An 18,347-nucleotide genomic window follows, 5' to 3' on the forward strand; every position below is an offset into this window, starting at 1 on the left:
GCAGAATAAAAGGATACGCCTTCAGGCGCCCGTATTCTGCAGGCTTTTTGCATTCATTTGGTTTTACATTATCGTGAAGGCGACCATGTTCTGCTGCGCTGCGCAATCTGTTCGCTTTGTCTGTTCACTTCCTGCGTGCGTACTTCCGTGTCGTATTCGGCCTGGGCCGCATCTTTATCCGCCTTTAAGCGGGCCTCCGTTGCCGCGTCGAGTTTACCGTCTTTGCTTTCCTTTTTCGCCGTATCGTATGCCTTTACGGCCGTTTCCAGTTTTGCCGCCAACCGGGCAAGTCTTTCGGCGTCGGCCTTTTCGCGAACCTTTGATTCAAGCTGCACGTTCGGCATCGCGTGAACGTCCACGTACACTTCGAAGAGGCGGTTCCACGGCAAGGTGACTTCCACCGTCTGCGGGTCAACATCCAAATAAGTCTCGGCATAGCGCTGCAGTTCCAGTTTGGCAATGCCCTGAAGCTCACGCATGGTCGTCGGGTAATATCGTCTCAGTTTACCTGCTTCAATGGACTGCTGCATGCGGTAGAGGTAGCTGCGAATATTGGCCTGGTACACCCAGTTGTCGAGGTACTGCGTCGTCAGCATGCGCTTATGGGCATCGGCGCTCATATACTTGGACAAAATGCCCTGAGAAAGACCGTAGCCTACGGAATTGCTGGCCGTATTCCAGCCGTTGTAAGCCGTAAGGCGATACATCATCTTATCCTTGTAAAGGCCGTAAACGAGAGTATTGTCCGAGCCGTTGGAGAAAGCCATATCTACAATACTCACGGGAATGCCGTCATTGACGGCGCTTTCGATTTGTCCCAAAAACTCGCGCGTCGAGTCGAGCATAATGGGAAAGTTTTCAAAGCTTCCCGATTCGGACGTCGTCGTCGAAAGGGGCGTATTCACGGCCAAAAGCAAATCGGGGCGGCCCGTATCGGTAACTTCCCCGCCGACAGCTTCAATGTGCTCGGCAATAGTCTTGCCGATGGCCTGCCCGTCATAGGCGGGCACGGTTTTTTCACCGCCGCCGAGGGGGTAGATTATCGTAATCTTGGGATGATAATTATTGAAATCGTTGCTCGCCCGCGTAATCAACAGAAGACCGAGCTGATCCGCACCGGGGAAGGAGCCGAAAGCCGTCTTCGGCACGTCGGCGCTGCGCATTTCCAGGTACTTCGCTTCCAGTGCCGACTGGGTATGAGCCGAATTGTCGTCATGACCCAGACTGAAATAGGTAAAAATGCCCTTCTTCGCATCGTCAATGAGACGGTAGTTGACGGACATATTCTTTTGCCGCCGTTCGTACCAGTCCTGCAGGTATTCAAGGGGTACACGGCGCATGAGGGCAAACCAGTTGGCCCGTTCTTCCGGCGTGAGAACATCCGTGTCCGCCTTGTTCTGCAAAGCCGCAAGCTCATAAATGTCGCTGCCGAATTTTAAATAATAGTCGGGTTCCACACCCTGACCGCCGGCCCAAGGACTGCGCATGACCGTGCTGAAAGCGTAAATGGGAACGTGCATATACTTGGAATGCAGTGCTTCGACGCTGCTCAGACGGCCCATAAGGGTATGCATATCCAAGTTGTGCTTGCGTGAATCGACAAGGCCGCCGTAAACGAGAGAGTCTACGGAAAGAACCATGGCATCCGCTTCGGCCGCATGCATTTCCACCCAGTCCATGAGCTGCTCCGGCGAGCCGCGGAAGTTGGCTCCCGACAAATACTGCTCCGGCGGCGTAAGGACCGTATAGCCCGCGTCCTGAGCTGCCTTCACCGTATAGGCGCAGTCGACGGGACGATTATCCTGCGGTACATATAAAATAGTTTTGCCGTGTGAAAAAGCAGTTACGTTGGCCAATAAAACGGCGCAAACAACCGTTTTGAGCAAATTTGAAACCTTCACAATATCACTCCTGACTAGATGACGTACAAGTGTTCCCATTATAGCAAATGCATGACAAAAGATGAATTTACAAGAACTGGTCGTGCCGTTTCCGCTTGATATGCGGCACGTCAAGTTTCGCCTTAATGGCGACGAACCGGCAGGAAACGGTAACGGCAAAGGATACGAGTGACGCAATTTCAAGCGGCCACTCAAAAGTATAAAGAATATAAAGCGTGAAAGATCCTAAAATAGAAGCCGTCGCGTAAACTTCGTGAATCAGGACGGTCGGCACTTTGCCGGCCAGGACATCGCGAATGATGCCGCCGCCGACAGCCGTAATGACGCCGAGGGTAATGCAGAGAACCCACAAGTTCGGCGCGTAGTATATGCCCGACAGGGTACCCGTAATTGTAAAAGATGCGAGGCCGATCGTGTCGCCTGCCAAATAAAGGTACAAGGAGCGGTGCATAATCTGCAGGCGCAGGTCCATGTCAAAGTAGCGCAGAATTATGGTCGTCGCGACGATGGCGCCTACAATAAGAAAGAAGTACAGACCGCTCTGCAGCGCTATGGGCGGCGTATGGCCCAACATGGTGTCACGTATAATGCCGCCGCCGACGGCAGTTACTGCGGCCAGAACAAATATACCGAATAAATCCATTCGCCTGGACACTGCCACCAGTATACCAGAAACGGAAAATGCCAGAGTTCCTAAAATATCAAAAATCTGCCACCAAATAGCTTCCATGTACTCCTGAAATCCTTTCCGTTTATATAATGGCGAGTAACCGTGCCGCTGTTACGTATTATACAATTCTTTTCGGTCTTTCGCAAAATTTTACCGCCCCTATACAATTGCCTTCTCCCCTTTTCGTCTTGTACAATGGATAGTACAGAACGGAGAGGATTGTATGACAAAAGATGAATTTTATATGGGAAAGGCCCTGGAAGAGGCAAAATCAGCCGCTGCCAAGGGCGAAGTCCCGATCGGCGCCGTCATTATTTATAAGAAGAAAACCGTTGCACACGCCCACAACCTGCGCGAGACCATGCCTTCCGCCACGGCCCACGCGGAGCTCCTGGCCATCGAAGAGGCTTGCCGCGTCCTCGGCCGCTGGCGCCTTACGGGCTGCACGCTTTACGTCACGGCCGAACCCTGCCCCATGTGTGCCGGCGCCATAGTCAACAGCCGCTTGGACCGCGTCGTCTACGGTTGTGCCGACACAAAGGGCGGCGGTTGCCGCTCGCTTTTTACGATTGCCGACGATGAGCGCTTAAATCACAGAGCGGCAGTCACTGCAGGCGTCCGGGAAACGGAATGTGCCGCCTTATTAAAAAATTTTTTCAAGCAAAAACGTCTTGCCGATACGCAAAAACAGGGTCCGGAATAATTCCGGACCCTGTTCCGATATAGTTTAGATAAGCATTTGGCCGAAGTAAGTAATAAGACCGGCGAGAATAATGAAAGCAATGAGATACGGCAATGCAACTTTCATGATTTCGCTTTCCTTACCGTATATGTCTTTATCGACAACGCCGACAGCACCGATGGCAATAGCGATACTCTGAGGCGACAGCATCTTGCCTATACCGGCACCGGCGGAGTTTGCCGCAGCGAGCCAAATCGGGCTGGCGCCGGGAATATCGGCAGCGGCAGCAGTCTGCAGCAGACCGAACAGCACATTACTGTTCGTACCGGAACCGGTAATGAAGGCGCCGAGAGCACCGGCAACAGGTGCAAAGGCGGGATATGCCGTTCCCGTCGCGGCAACGAGCGCTTTGGCGATACTGCCGGTCATACCGCTGTATGCCATGAGTTTTGCCGTAATAACGACAGTAATAATCGTAAGGAACGTGTAGCGGAGATTCTTCATCGTTTCGCTGAATTTACCGAATATTTCACCGAAAGACGCGCCTTGATACTTACCGCCGAGAATAGCCGCGAGAATAATCATGATACCCGGCGTTGCAATCCATACAAAAGTATACGGTTTCGCACCGACAGCGGAGTAAATTTGAACGGATGTTTTAATGGAGCTGAGCGGACCGTTAATAACCGGAACCAGTTTGGACGTGATAATGAGGAATACGAAAATCAGGATAAAAATCATGGCCGCTTTCACACCGGCAGAGAATGATACCGGCTGCGTCTGAATATCCATAGCATATTCGGGATCGTTTGTTTTAAAAATTTTCGAGTAAATAATGATAACGCCCATAATGATGATGGACGGCAGCATAACGGCCAATTCAGGCCCGAGCGTTGCGGAAATCAAGTATTCCGGAACGACCAGTGCAAGGCCTGCCAGCAGGGTCACAAAGAAAACGCCCTTCAGCGCACGTACGGAACCGCCTATAACGATTACCATGAAGAAAGGGCAAAGAATATCGAGAAGGCCGAGCTGAGTCGTAATATACGTTGCCAATTGGATAGGATCGAGATCCGTAAGTGCCGCCAATGTCGTCGTCGGAATACCGATAGAACCGAATGTCGTCGGCACCGTGTTGGCAATAAGGCAGGCCAGAATGGAACGAATCGGATTAAAACCCAAACCGACGAGTATGCTGGCAGGGATGGCAACCGCCGTTCCGAACCCCGCCATACCTTCCATGAAAGCGCCGAAGCCCCAGCCTATGAGGACGGCAAGGATACGTTTGTCATTGCTGACCGTCGTCAACATTTGTTTAATGACGTCCATACTCTTCGTATAAACGGTCAGATTATACGCAAAAATTGCTGCCACGATAACCAATAAAATCGGCCATACTGCCAAGGCAACACCTTCCAGTGCGGCAGTTCCCGCATTCAGCGCAGGCATATCAAAGGCATATACGGCTATAACAGCCGCAATAACGGCTGCAATCGGGCAAGCCTTATAACCGGGAATCTTTAAAAATCCGAGACCGATAACCAGCCAAATTATCGGCAGCAATGCTAAAAACACCATTTCTTATCAACCCTTTCCCTGTGTAAGTTCGCGTGTTCGGAACGGGCAAGCAATTTTACGTAAAGCATAAAAACCGACTGAAAAATATTGTTCCCTGCCTGTTGTCACGCTTTTCTCAGTGTAGACCGTTCAAGTAATCAGTCCTATCACATTATAGTATAATAACTGCCGGGAATAAAGTATTATTCCAAAAAACAGCATGTTTTTTGCAGTAATGACTTTCAGGGATAGGTTAACAAAAAAAAGAGATGCAGGCCGCAAAAAACCTGCATCATCTTCTCAGGCCTCCAAAGCCTTTATCAATAATTCATTAACCGCTGCCGGATTGGCCCGGCCCTTTGTCTCTTTCATGACCTGCCCGACAAGAAAACCGACGGCCTTCTTCTTGCCTGCCTTATAATCCGCTGCCGATTGAGGATTGGCAGCAACAATTTTTGTAATGATTTCTTCCAGTGCGCCTGTGTCGCTGATTTGGACGAGGCCCTGCTCTTCCACGACAACAGCGGCTTTTTTGCCGGACTGCCACATTTCGGTCAATATCTTCTTGGCAATTTTCCCGGAAATAGTGCCCTTGTTTATGAGGATAATCAATTCCGCCAAATTTCCCGGCGGTATGGGCGATTGCTCTATGGGTACACCGCCTTCATTCCGGAGTTTGGCAAGGTCACCGAGCATCCAGTTGGACACGAGTTTCGCATCGGCACCGGCCGCAACGGCGGCTTCAAAGTAATCGGCCGTCCCTTTTTCGAGGGTCAGCAAGTCGGCGTCATACTCGGGCAGAGTCAGGTCCGTAACAAAACGCCGCTTCCGGGAATCGGGCATTTCCGGAAGTTCCCTGCGTACTTCTTCAATCCATTCTTGTGAAATATCGAGGGGAATCAAATCCGGTTCAGGGAAGTAACGGTAGTCGTCGGAGCCTTCCTTAACGCGTTGGCTGAAGGTAACTCCCTTTGCTTCATCCCAACCGCGCGTTTCCTGCACGATCGTGCCGCCCTCTTCCAAGACCCGTGCCTGGCGAACCGCTTCGTATTCGATGCCCTTTTGCACTCCCGTCAAGGAATTGATGTTTTTGATTTCCGCCTTCGTGCCGAGCTTGTCCGAGCCGACGGGGCGAACGGAGATGTTGGCATCACAACGCATGCTGCCTTCTTCAAGACGGCAATCGGAGACTTCCAGATACTGAATGACGGAGCGTAATTTTTCCAGGTACGCCCGCGCTTCTTCGCCGCTGCGGATATCCGGTTCCGAAACGATTTCCAAGAGGGGCACGCCCGTCCGGTTGTAGTCGACGTTGGACGATTCGGACGTATTGATGGTGGCGCCGCTATGCACGAGTTTGCCCGCGTCCTCCTCCATATGGATACGCGTCAGGCGAATACGGCGCTGCTCACCGTTTACTTCAATGTCCACATAGCCGTTCAAACAAATGGGCATGTCGAACTGAGACGTTTGGAAGTTCTTCGGCAAGTCCGGGTAATAATAATTTTTCCGGTCAAATTTGTTGTGCAACAAAATATCACAGTGCAGAGCCAATCCGACTTTAATGGCGTAGTGTACCACCTCTTTGTTAAGGACGGGCAAACACCCCGGCAGACCGAGGCAAACCGGGCAGACATGCGTATTCGGTTCAGCGCCGAATGCGGTGCTGCAGCCGCAGAATATTTTTGTTTTCGTCTTTAATTCCGTGTGGACTTCCAATCCGATGACTGCTTCATATTTCATTAGATTTCCACCTCTCCCGTCGGAAAGGACCGGCACAAATCCGTCCGTTCCTGTTCAAATGTATATGCTGCGCGCAGCAGTGTTTCTTCATCAAGGGCCTTGCCTATGAGCTGCATGCCCACGGGCAGGCCGTTCTTGTAGCCGCAGGGAATGCTGATCCCCGGCAGTCCGGCAAGGTTGACGGTGACCGTGCACACATCTCCCAGGTACATGGACAGGGGGTTTTCTTTGTTTTTGCCGATTTCAAAGGCCGTATCCGGTGCCGTCGGCGTAAGAAGAATATCGCATTGAGACAGGGCCTTGTCGTAGTCCTGCCTGACCAGCGTGCGTACCTTCATGGCGCGCAGATAATATGCGTCATAGTAGCCGGCACTGAGCACATACGTACCCAGGAGAATGCGCCGCTTGACTTCCGGCCCGAACCCTTCGGATCGGGTCTTGCAGTACATGTCGACAATATCCTTGCCGGGCACGCGCATGCCGAAGCCGACGCCGTCATAACGGCCCAGGTTGGAACTCGCTTCGGCCGGGGCGATAATGTAGTAAGCCGCCAGGCCGTATTTCATATTCGGCATCTTAACGGTGATGATTTGCGCCCCCAATTTTTTATATGTCTCAATGGCGTCATCCAATATTTTACGGCATTCCGTATCGAGGCCTTCGCCGAAGAACTCTTCAGGTATACCGATTTTCATACCCTTCACATCATTGACAAGGGCTTTTTTATAATCCTTCGCCCCTTGCGGCACGGAGGTGGAGTCCTTTTTGTCGTAACCTGCAATAGCGTTCAACATGACGGCGCAATCCTCCACGTCGTTTGTAAAACAACCGATTTGGTCGAGAGATGACGCAAAGGCGATGAGACCGTAACGGGACACGAGACCGTACGTCGGCTTTAAGCCGACAACGCCGCAGTATGCCGCAGGCTGGCGCACGGAACCGCCCGTATCGGAACCGAGGCTCCAAACGACTTCTCCCGCCGCAACGGCAGCGGCCGAGCCGCCGGAAGAGCCGCCGGGGACGTATTTCGCGTTCCACGGATTCGTCGTCACCTGAAAAGCCGAGTTTTCCGTCGAGCTGCCCATGGCAAATTCGTCCATATTCGTCTTGCCCAGACTTACATAGTCAAGGGCATTCAGCTTTTCTATAACTGTCGCATCATAAGGAGAACGGTAGGAAGCGAGCATTTTTGATGCACACGTAACCTGCTGCCCTTTGACGCAAATATTATCCTTTATAGCGCCGGGTATACCGGCGAGGTCGGCAATCGCTTCGCCGGCGGCGATTTTCTTATCTGTCAGTGCAGCCGCCTCCAAGGCAAAACCGCGATTATCCGAAAGAAACGCTTTGACAGTCGGCTCCAACCGATCTTTGCGGGCAATAAATTTTTCCGTCAGCTCGACTGCCGAAATTTCTCCCTTTACGAGTTTATCATGTAAGGAATGAATAGTAACGGGTTTCACAATACTCCTCCTTAGTCCTGGATAACCTTAGGCACTTTAAAGTACCCGTTTTCCGCTTCCGGCGCATTTTGTAACGCTTTTTCATTAGATAAGGATTCATGAGGCACATCGTCACGCATAACATTGGACAAAGCTACGGCATGTGCCGTCGGCTCAATATTTTCAATATTCGCCTGTTCGATAAGTTCCATGTACGATAAAATATCACTCAGCTGTTTTTCTACGGCTTCCACTCGTTCCGGAGCAAATTCCAACCGCGATAATAAGGCGATTTTCTTTACTTCTTCCGCACTGATTTTCATGGGAACACTCCTTATTACTAGAAATATATATCATAATTGTTTATTATATCATAAAGCAGCCGGCCTATAAGAATTTATTCCCGTTGCAGCCAAGCGACGAATTCTTCTTCCGATATAACGGGCGTGCCTAAAGCCTGCGCTTTTTCGTACTTGCTTCCCGGTTCGGTACCGGCGACGACGAGCGTCGTCTTGCCCGTAACGGAACCGGTACATTTGCCGCCGCGGTTTTCTACGGCCCGCTGTGCTTCTTTGCGGCTCATCGTTTCCAGCCTGCCCGTAAGCACGACAATTTCTCCGCTGAAAGAGGTTCCTTCGGCAATCTTTTTTTCTGCGGTCAAATCCACCCCGGCAGCACCGAGACGTCGTACCAGATCCTGATTATCGGTATTTACAAACCATGCCCGAACCGATTCGGCAATCCGCGGGCCGATTTCATCAACGGCCGTAAGTTCTTCCAACGACGCATCGGCCAAGGCTTCAACGGAACCGAAACGGTTTGCCAGAATACGCCCCGCCTTGGCGCCGACAAAGCGGATGCCCAAGGCGAAAAGTACGCGCGCAAGGCCGACATGCTTACTTTCTTCGACTGCCTGTAATAAATTGTCCGCCGATTTTTCACCGAATCCGTCCAAGACCGTTAACTCGTCTTTTTCCAAAGCATAAATATCGGCTACATCATGAATAAGACGCCGTTCGAGAAGCTGCCTGACAATAGCGCTGCCGAGGCCGTCGATATTCATGGCGTCACGCGAGACGAAATGGGCCACTTTTTCGGCAATAACAGCCGGACACTGCGGGTTGACGCAGCGCGTAGCCGCCTCGCCTTCCCGCCGTACAACGGGCTCTCCGCAACCGGGACAACGGGCCGGCATGACAAAGATTTCTTCCGCCCCGGTCCGTGCCGCCGGGACGGGACCGATTACTTCCGGTATGATTTCGCCGGCCTTTTGGATGATGACGGTATCGCCGATGCGAATATCTTTTTCTGCAATATAGTCTTCATTATGCAGGGTCGCCCGCTTGACCGTCGTCCCGGCCAGGCGGACGGGCTCAAGATCCGCAGCCGGCGTCAAGACGCCCGTTCTGCCGACGGTAACGGAAATACCGAGAACTTTCGTCTCCGCCCGTTCGGGCGGGAATTTATAGGCAATAGCCCATTTGGGAATTTTGACCGTATTTCCCAGCCGTTCCTGCTGAGCGAAAGAATTTACTTTCACAACTATGCCGTCCGTCGCGTAAGGCAACGTATTGCGCCGCTTGTCCCAGGTGTGAATGAAAGCGATTACCTCTTCCATATTGTCAAAGGTCTTATGCTCTTTGTTGACATGAAAACGGAAAGCCTTCAAATCATCCAGGAGCTCTTCCTGGCTCTTAATGTCGATGCCTGCAGTACCGCCGACGGCATAGGCGAAGAACGAGAGTTTTCGCTGCGCCGTAATCTGCGGATCCAACTGCCGTAAGGAACCGGCTGCGGCATTGCGCGGGTTGGCAAAGGGTTCAAGCTCATCTTCCACGCGTTGCTTATTGAGTGCGTCAAAGGCACTTACAGGCATATACACTTCGCCGCGGATTTCAAGATGCGGCGAAGCACTGTTTATCTTTAAAGGTATCGTCTTAATGGTGCGAATATTGGCGGTCACATCTTCCCCTACGATACCGTCGCCGCGCGTAACGCCGCGGACGAAAATGCCGTTTTCGTAAATAAGGTTGATCGCCAGACCGTCTATTTTAAGCTCCACTACGTACTGCGGCGCTTCTTCTCCCAAGTCGGCACGGACGCGGCGATCAAATTCGCGCAGCTCATCGTCGTTGAACACGTCACCCAGGCTGAGCATGGGCCGGTCGTGCGTATACTTATTGAAGCCGCCGGAGATCTTATGGCCTACACGCTGCGTCGGCGAATCGGCCGTAATCCATTCGGGGTGGGCGCCTTCAATCGTCTCCAGTTCGCGATACAGCATATCATAATCGTAGTCCGATATGGTCGGTTTATCGAGCGTATAGTACTGATAGCTGTAAAAATCAAGCTTTTCCTTCAGCTCCTGTAACCGGTCATAAGTCTTGTCCTGTTCCATAAATACTCCCTTCTTACATTTTTTCAAGAGGCGCGTATTGAGCTACAACCTGGCGCACCCCCTTCGTCGGAAACGCTATTTTCAGCTGCATGCCGGCGCCTGCGCCCATGACTTCCCGTACCGTGCCGACGCCCCATACTTTGTGACGCACCTTGTCACCGGCCCGCCACTCTTTATCTGTATTGCGGACTTTCGGCAAATTTGAGGTCACCTCTTTGGTCAGGATGGAAACGCGCTGCCTGCCCGGCATCCGTCCGTCCCGCTGAGGCATGGCGGCCTTGCGCTTATACTCTTCTACAAGCTCTTCAGGTATTTCCCGCAAAAAGCGGCTGGGCAAATACGCCGACACGCGGCCGTACATGGTACGCGTCGATGCGTTCGTCACGTAAAGCTGTTTTTCGGCACGCGTAATGCCGACGTAGGCAAGACGCCGTTCTTCCTCGATTTGTGCCGTGTCCATAAGAGTACGGCTGTGCGGGAACAGGCCTTCGTCAAGTCCCGCCAGAAAGACGACAGGAAATTCCAGTCCCTTTGCGGAGTGAAGCGTCATGAGCGTAACCTTGGAGGCCGTGCTTTCAAACTCGTCCAAGTCGCTGACGAGAGCGATATTTTCCAGAAAATCCTGCAAATTACCGTTTTCATTCGTATCCATATAGTCTTTGGCAACGGAAAGAAATTCGCCTACATTGTCACGGCGGCTCTCTCCTTGAGGATCATGCTCCGCTTCCCTGTCGAGCATGTCACCGTAACCCGTATCCTTGATGACATGCTCTATCAGCGTCAGGACGTCCCATTCGCCTACATGCTCCAAAAGACCGAAAATAAGGGTCGCAAAATCCTCAAGGGCTGTTTTTACCCGCTTCGTCACGGGCAGCTCGTCCGGCGTCGACAGGGCTTCAAAGAGGGAGATACCGCTTTCTTCGGCATAGTCCGTCAAATGTTCGATTGAAGCGGCGCCGATACTTCGCTTGGGCACGTTTAAAATACGCACGAGACTCAAGCTGTCTTCGGGATTACAGAGAAGCCTTAAGTAGGCGAGAACGTCCTTTATTTCCTTGCGGTCATAAAACTTCGTCCCCCCTACCATCGTATAGGGAATACCGTAGCGAATAAGTTTTTCTTCCAAGACGCGGGACTGAGAGTTCGTACGGAATAAAACAGCCATGTGCCCGTAAGGATCGCCTTCAATTTGATGGCGGTTGTAAATGACGCCGGCAATGTAATCGGCCTCATCGTGCTCCGTCTGGGCGTGATAGTAAACAACTTTGCGGCCTTCGGGATTTTCCGTCCATAAGTCCTTCTTCAGCCGCTCCGCGTTATTGGCGATAACCGCATTGGCCGCACGCAGAACTACCTTCGTAGAACGGTAATTTTGTTCCAAACGAATAGTAATGCCGTCCGGGTAGTCACGCATAAAGTTCATAATATTGCGAATATCCGCGCCGCGCCAAGCGTAAATACTCTGATCCGCATCACCGACGACGCAAATATTGCGCCACTTTGCGGCGAGCAGCTTCGTCAGCACGTATTGCGCTTCATTCGTATCCTGATATTCGTCAACGAGAATATATTGAAAGCGGTCCTGATACTTTTCCCTCACGTCCTGCCGTTCCTGCAGAATTCGCACGGTCAGACGAAGGAGGTCGTCAAAATCAAGGGCGTTGTTTTCTTTTAACTTCTTCTCGTACAAAAGGTATGCTTCGGCCACCTTCCGCTCGTAAAAATCACCGGCCCGCGCGGCATATTCTTCAGCCGACAGAAGCGCATTCTTCGCCCCTGAAACGGCAGCCAGCACATTGCGCGGCGGGAACTGCTTGTCGTCGAGATTAAGAGCTTTCAGGCAGTTCTTCATGAGCGTCAACTGGTCCGACGCGTCGTAAATAGTAAAGTTTTTACTGTAACCGCCAAAGCCGTCGATTTCCATGCGCAGCAATCTGGCGCAGAAAGAGTGGAACGTACTGATCCAAATGCGTTCCGCTTCGACACCGACGAGATTCTGTACGCGTTCAGCCATTTCTTTGGCCGCTTTGTTTGTAAAGGTAATGGCTAAAATACGGTACGGTTTAACACCAGACTCCAACAAATGCGCAATGCGGCAGGTCAGAACCTTCGTCTTGCCCGAGCCGGCCCCGGCCGTTACGGACAAAGGGCCTTCCGTGTGCATGACTGCAGCCAGCTGTCTTTCATTTAATGTATCATAAACGGGATTCATATCCTTCCCTCTCCCCAGTTACAGATAAAAAGACCCACACCGTCATGATGAGGGTCTTTGTCACGGCAAGCACCTTACATGGAAGATAAGATTTGCGGAATAATCTGCTTTTTACGGCTCATGACACCGGGCAAGTACACTTCGCTGTCAAGGACGTCTTTGTCGAAGGCCTTGGCCACGACGCCGTCCATATTGCCGGCGTAAACGAGATTCGTCGCTTCATCGATGATGCTCGTAATCATGAGAAATGACGCAATATAGCCGTTATCGGCGCGCAGTTTCTCCAAAGCATTGAGCAGGACCTGTTTTTGCGCCAACAAATCGGTCGTATCCATGACCTGTACCTGCGCGACCGTAAAGGTTTGGCCGTTGCCGTTAAATTCCTTCATGTCGTTGCGGACGATCTGGTCCGGCGTAAGGTCGGACACGTTGGCTCCGGCCTTGAGCATTTCCATTCCGTATTCCGCAATATCCACACCGGCAATGGCCGCAAGCTTTTCCGCTGCAGCCTTGTCGAGCCCCGTACACGTAGGCGAACGGAAGAGGACCGTATCGGAAATAATGGCCGAAAGGAGAAGCCCGGCCACCTCTTTAGGGATCTCGATACCCGCTTCGGCATACAAATCCGTTACCAGTGTTGCGGAGCAGCCGACCGGACGGAAGTGAATGAAAATAGGACCGTCCGTGGCGAGCGTACCGCCAATGCGGTGATGGTCGACGACGCCGACGATTTCCGCTTCGTCAATACCGTCAATAATCTGCTTCTTTTCGTTGTGGTCGACGAGGAAGACCTTCTTCTTCGCCGCTTTGGCAATGCAGTCGGCGCAAACGACACCTATGTACTTTGTGCCGTCGACGACGACATATCGCCCCGTTTCCGGAACGTCATGACCGTTATCGGACGGTGCGAATACCGTTTTCGCCTCATGTATCAAATCTTTGACCATGGTGAGTTCCTGACCTGTTACGGTCTTGATAAATTCTTCCGCCAGGGCGACGCGGTCCAAGAGGCCGACAAACGCACCGCCCGTAACGACGGGAGCAAAATCAAAGCCCTCATGACTTTCAAACCAAAGGGCCGCGTCTTTTAGGGATGCTTCCGTCGTAAGCGGCGCTACATCACGGTGAACGGCGTCTCCGATTTTAATGTAAAAATCCGTTACAATCGGTTGGGGCATGACATTGAAATAATTCAAGGCAAAGGCCGTTTCCTTATTAATATCGCCTGCCCGTACGGCAAGTGCGTTTATTCCCTGTAATTGTTTTAAGCGCGCCAATGCATAAGAAGAGCAAATCGTATCCGTATCGGGGCTCTTATGACCGGTTACCAAGATTTGTTCAGACACGTAAATCACCTCATCATTTCCTGTAATATATGGTATAAATTATAGCACAGCCGCCCTGCAAATACTAGAAAACCCGTACGCTTCAAGCGAGCAACTGTCGATATGTCCCATATTCATTAATCAACGATCATTACAAAGCCGACTGTTGTTTTCCCGCTTCTTTACTATTTTTCCACATATAAGCGCGAAGATTAAAAAAGGTTTGTCCTCCTTGCCTTTCAGGAAAAAGAAAAAAGAGACCCGGATAACCGAATCTCTTTCTCTTGATTTCTTATCTGCGTTCCCGAATACGGGCCGCCTTGCCTGTAAGACCGCGAAGATAATGAAGCTTCGCACGACGAACAATACCGCGACGGGAAACTTCGATTTTTGCAAGTCTCGGAGAATGAACGAGGAAGGTACGCTCTACGCCTACACCGTAAGAAAGACGACGAACCGTAAACGTTTCGCGAACACCGCCGTTTTGGCGGCCGATTACAACGCCTTCAAACACCTGAATACGTTCACGACTGCCTTCAACGACCTTTACGTGAACCTTTACGGTGTCACCGGGGCGGAATTTAGGGATATCCGTGCGAAGCTGTTCCTGTTCAAGTACACTGATTACATTCATTTTTTTCTTTCCTCCTATAAGACATTCGTGTCTACCGTTACCGCCGCTTTCACGGTAATCGTCTGACCGTACAGAGGAATGCCCAGATTAACGTAGATATTTTACCACGGCGCGGCAAGAAATTGCAACCTGAATTTTTACTTATTTACCCGTATAAACGGCACCTGTCGGAATGAAAGATGCCTGCATATGAGTACAATAGGCATCGTACGTCGCTTTTTCTTTTACCGGATAGACGACGGAAAACGACGTGTATGTGCCGTTGTCGTTGACGCAGACGGCTTCGTAATAGACCTTATCCTTCTTTACCCATGAAATAACGTAGCTCTTGTCGGTCAGTTCGTTCTTCGTAAGGGTCGGTTTACCGTTTCTGCTCAAGTCAATGCGGTACAGCTGAGCAGCCGTAAAATTCATCATATTTTTTGTGCCGTACACGGATATGACCGCATGTGCCTGCGGGTCCTGAAAATAGCAACCGTCGCCGGACGACGTGGGCTCCACATCGGATGCGGCGTCGGGAATATCGAGGGAGTAGCCGAAGGGTTCATTATAGTATGTTCTATACCCTGCCGTCTGTGACGACATCAGGATAACCTCCACGTCGACCATGCCCCGGCCGTATCCCGGTGCGGACGCGGCCATGACACCGCCCGTACCGACAACGGCAACGGCGGCCAATAAAAGTACCGTCTTTTTAAGATTCATCATATACCTCCTCTTTGCGTAAATATTTAGGACAACCTTTTAATATCACCCATGGGCCGAATCAAATCAAAGGTCTTTGTAAGCAAATGAATGCGGTTGTTTTTAACGGCTTCGTCTTCATGCATGACGAGAACTCTGTCGAGAAAGGCATTAATCTGAGGGACGGCCTTCTTCAAAATTTCAACGGCCGTCCCGTAGTCGTAAACGGCATAGGCCGCCGCAAGGGGATCGGCCAAATTCAGGCAGGCATCGTAGAGGCTCTTTTCTTCTTCCGTTTCAAAGAGCGCCGGCTCAATGTCCGCTGTAACCGTATCTTTTACCATATTTCCTACACGTGTGTATGCCTGCAGCAATTCTTCCTGCACAAGAATATCTGCGTCCCGCAGTGCCGCAGCGCGCTTGAGAGCGGCCGCCGCGTTAAGTGAATCATCCTGAAGGACGCAGTCAATGAGACGGTAGTCAAAGCCCATATCCTGCAAAATATTCTTTAAGCGGAGCGTAAAGTACTCGTGCAGACTTGCCGTCACGTCCGCCCGGTTTTCCGCCGGCGTACCCAGAGCTTCCAAAATAAAGGCAAACACTTCATCGCAGTTGAGGTTCCAGCCTGCATCCAAAATGATATTGAGCGTACCGATGGTCTGGCGCCGCAGGGCGAAGGGATCCTGTGAACCCGTCGGAACGAGACTCATGCTGAATGAACCCGTAATGGTGTCAAACTTGTCGGCTATGCTGAGGATCATGCCCAAGGTCGTGTGCGGCAGCTCGTCGCCGGCAAAGCGCGGCAAATATTGTTCATACAAGGCTGCAGCAATTTCCGGTGTTTCCCCGTCAAGGAGGGCATATTCACTGCCCATAATGCCTTGGAGCTCCGTAAATTCCTGAACCATTTGCGTGAGCAGGTCCGTCTTGGCGAGCATGGAGGCACGTGTCAATTCTTCACTGTCCAAAGGAAGGTCCAGTTTATTTTTCAAAAATTCCGTAATCGCTGTCAGGCGCTGCGCCTTGTCGTGCAAGGTGCCGAGGCCGTCTTGGAAGACGATTTTCCGTAAATCGTCCACGCGGTCCGCCAGCCTTTTCTTTCTGTCTTCGGTAAAGAAAAACTCCGCATCGGCCAAACGCGCGCGCAGAACCCGTTCATTGCCGTGCCGTACCGTTTCCAAATGAGCCGCATCGCCGTTTCGGACGGTGAGAAAGCGATTCATCAAATTGCCTGCGCCGTCATGCATAGGAAAATAGCGCTGATGGTCCTTCATGGGCGTAATAACTGCCGCTTCGGGAAGTTTCAAATATTTTTCATCAAAGGTACCGCACAGGGGTGTCGGATACTCGACGAGGTAAACCACCTCTTCCAAAAGGTCTTCGTCCATAATGACGGTGCCGCCTTCTTGTATCGCCAAATCCGTCAGGCCCTGCAAAATAAGCTCTTTTCGTTCTGCCGGGTCGACGATGAGAAAATGCTCCCGCGCAGCCGTTTCATAGCCGGCGGGTTCAGCGATTTCAAAGTCGCCGCTGCCGAGGAAGCGGTGACCGCGGCTGACACGACCGGATTTTACGTGCGCAATTTCAAAGGGGATGACGTCCGTCCCGTAAAGGGCTGCGATCCAACGAATAGGACGGGCGAAGCGCACCGTCTCGTTACCCCAGAGCATGCTCTTCGGAAAGGTTAAAGAGAGAACGAGGGACTTGAGCATTTCCGGCAATAAATCTGCCGTTTTCTTGCCTACTGTCGTCACATCGGCATAAATATAACCGTCCTCGACTATGAGATCGGCCACGGCGATGTTATGTCCCCGCGCGAAACCGATGGCAGCCTTTGTCGGTCTGCCGTCGCCGTCAAAAGCGATTTTAGCGGAAGGGCCCTTATTTTTTGCGAAAACATCTGCCTGTTTTTCCGCAATACCTTCTATGCGGAGAGCCAACCGCCGCGGCGTTCCCATCGTGCGAATATCTTTATAAGCAATATGGGCTTCCGTCAATCGGGCGGCAGCCGCTTCTTTTAACTGCTGCAGCGCGCCCGGCATATAATGGGCCGGCAGTTCTTCCGTACCGATTTCCAATAATACGTCTTTATTCATTTATCGTCCCTCCTTCAACATGGGGAATCCCAGTTTCTCACGTTCCGACAAGTAGGCTTTGGCACAGGCCCGCGCCATGCTGCGGACGCGGCCGATAAAGGCGGCCCGTTCGCTCACGCTGATAGCGCCGCGGGCGTCGAGAAGATTGAAGGCATGCGAACATTTAAGGACATAATCATATGCCGGCAGGACCCGGCCCGCGTCAATAACGCGCAGCGCTTCTCTTTCATATGTATCAAAAAGACGGAAAAGCATATCCGCATCGCTCAGCTCAAAAGCATATACGGACTGCTCCACTTCGTTTTGATGAAAAATATCGCCGTATGTAACGCCTGCCGTCCATTCTAGATCGTACACGTTTTCCACACCTTGAATGTACATGGCAAGTCGTTCCATACCATATGTAATTTCCGATGAAACCGGCCGTACATCGATGCCGCCGACTTGCTGAAAGTATGTGAACTGCGTGATTTCCATACCGTCGAGCCATACTTCCCAACCGAGCCCCCATGCACCCAAGGTCGGCGACTCCCAGTTGTCTTCGACAAAACGGATGTCGTGCTCCTGCGGATTAATGCCCAATACCTCCAAGCTCTGCAAATAAAGCTCCTGAATGTTATCGGGTGACGGTTTGCAAATAACCTGGAACTGATGATGCTGGTACAGACGGTTCGGATTATCGCCGTACCGTCCGTCTGCAGGGCGACGGGACGGTTCCACGTATGCCACGTGCCACGGTTCCGGACCGAGAGCCCGCAAAAACGTGGCCGGGTTCATCGTACCCGCTCCCTTTTCCACGTCATAAGGCTCCTGAATAATGCAGCCTTGAGAGGACCAGAATTTTTTCAACGCAAAAATCATATCTTGAAAATTCATGCTTTTACCTCCTGACAAAAAAAGCCCCTGCAACACGCTGTGTGTTACAGGGACGAGTATATTGCTTACCCGCGGTTCCACCCCGATTGGCCCGAAGACCCTCTCATGTATACCATCGGCCATACAC

General features: G+C 51.6%; 14 protein-coding genes. 1 reads left to right on the top strand and 13 read right to left on the bottom strand.

Annotated features, from left to right (window positions below; all coding sequences use genetic code 11):
• Nucleotides 1-68: 68 nt before the first annotated feature.
• Nucleotides 69-1,940, bottom strand: coding sequence for a DUF4127 family protein (locus BQ2674_RS03855; RefSeq protein WP_075572529.1), 1,872 nt, complete (start codon nt 1,938-1,940; stop codon nt 69-71).
• A gap of 28 nt (nt 1,941-1,968) precedes the next feature.
• On the bottom strand, nt 1,969-2,631 hold the full coding sequence (locus tag BQ2674_RS03860; protein WP_075572530.1) for a trimeric intracellular cation channel family protein: 663 nt from the start codon (nt 2,629-2,631) through the stop codon (nt 1,969-1,971).
• A 163-nt stretch (nt 2,632-2,794) separates the two neighbouring features.
• Here BQ2674_RS03860 and BQ2674_RS03865 point away from each other — a divergent pair, with 163 nt between their 5' ends.
• A complete protein-coding gene (locus tag BQ2674_RS03865; RefSeq protein ID WP_075572531.1) occupies nt 2,795-3,274 on the top strand; it encodes a nucleoside deaminase in 480 nt (159 codons plus the stop codon).
• A 24-nt stretch (nt 3,275-3,298) separates the two neighbouring features.
• On the opposite strand, the gene BQ2674_RS03870 is transcribed toward BQ2674_RS03865, so the two are convergent.
• The 11 genes from BQ2674_RS03870 to glyQ form a co-directional block, all read right to left on the bottom strand.
• A complete protein-coding gene (locus tag BQ2674_RS03870; RefSeq protein WP_075572532.1) occupies nt 3,299-4,831 on the bottom strand; it encodes an L-lactate permease in 1,533 nt (510 codons plus the stop codon).
• Between the two features lie 279 nt (nt 4,832-5,110).
• Nucleotides 5,111-6,553, bottom strand: a complete 1,443-nt coding sequence (gene gatB, locus BQ2674_RS03875) for an Asp-tRNA(Asn)/Glu-tRNA(Gln) amidotransferase subunit GatB (RefSeq protein ID WP_075572533.1) — start codon at nt 6,551-6,553, stop codon at nt 5,111-5,113.
• Nucleotides 6,553-8,016: an Asp-tRNA(Asn)/Glu-tRNA(Gln) amidotransferase subunit GatA gene (gene gatA / locus BQ2674_RS03880; protein ID WP_075572534.1), complete on the bottom strand. Its 1,464-nt coding sequence runs from the start codon at nt 8,014-8,016 to the stop codon at nt 6,553-6,555. The genes gatB and gatA overlap by 1 nt, the downstream gene beginning before the upstream one ends.
• 11 nt (nt 8,017-8,027) lie before the next feature.
• Nucleotides 8,028-8,318 carry an Asp-tRNA(Asn)/Glu-tRNA(Gln) amidotransferase subunit GatC gene (gatC, locus tag BQ2674_RS03885; protein WP_075572535.1) on the bottom strand — a complete coding sequence of 97 codons (291 nt, stop codon included), beginning with the start codon at nt 8,316-8,318 and terminating at the stop codon, nt 8,028-8,030.
• A gap of 74 nt (nt 8,319-8,392) precedes the next feature.
• On the bottom strand, nt 8,393-10,393 hold the full coding sequence (gene ligA, locus BQ2674_RS03890; RefSeq protein WP_075572536.1) for an NAD-dependent DNA ligase LigA: 2,001 nt from the start codon (nt 10,391-10,393) through the stop codon (nt 8,393-8,395).
• A gap of 13 nt (nt 10,394-10,406) precedes the next feature.
• A complete protein-coding gene (gene pcrA / locus BQ2674_RS03895; protein WP_075572537.1) occupies nt 10,407-12,605 on the bottom strand; it encodes a DNA helicase PcrA in 2,199 nt (732 codons plus the stop codon).
• A 74-nt stretch (nt 12,606-12,679) separates the two neighbouring features.
• Nucleotides 12,680-13,951: a manganese-dependent inorganic pyrophosphatase gene (locus BQ2674_RS03900; RefSeq protein ID WP_075573352.1), complete on the bottom strand. Its 1,272-nt coding sequence runs from the start codon at nt 13,949-13,951 to the stop codon at nt 12,680-12,682.
• A gap of 271 nt (nt 13,952-14,222) precedes the next feature.
• Nucleotides 14,223-14,564, bottom strand: a complete 342-nt coding sequence (gene rplS, locus BQ2674_RS03905) for a 50S ribosomal protein L19 (protein WP_075572538.1) — start codon at nt 14,562-14,564, stop codon at nt 14,223-14,225.
• 141 nt (nt 14,565-14,705) lie between these two features.
• Nucleotides 14,706-15,272 carry a hypothetical protein gene (locus BQ2674_RS03910; protein WP_235828810.1) on the bottom strand — a complete coding sequence of 189 codons (567 nt, stop codon included), beginning with the start codon at nt 15,270-15,272 and terminating at the stop codon, nt 14,706-14,708.
• Between the two features lie 23 nt (nt 15,273-15,295).
• On the bottom strand, nt 15,296-17,344 hold the full coding sequence (gene glyS, locus BQ2674_RS03915) for a glycine--tRNA ligase subunit beta (RefSeq protein WP_075572540.1): 2,049 nt from the start codon (nt 17,342-17,344) through the stop codon (nt 15,296-15,298).
• On the bottom strand, nt 17,345-18,220 hold the full coding sequence (gene glyQ, locus BQ2674_RS03920; protein ID WP_075572541.1) for a glycine--tRNA ligase subunit alpha: 876 nt from the start codon (nt 18,218-18,220) through the stop codon (nt 17,345-17,347).
• Nucleotides 18,221-18,347: the final 127 nt, after the last annotated feature.

It is taken from the genome of Megasphaera coli (genome assembly GCF_900095855.1).
Taxonomy (GTDB): domain Bacteria; phylum Bacillota; class Negativicutes; order Veillonellales; family Megasphaeraceae; genus Megasphaera; species Megasphaera massiliensis_A.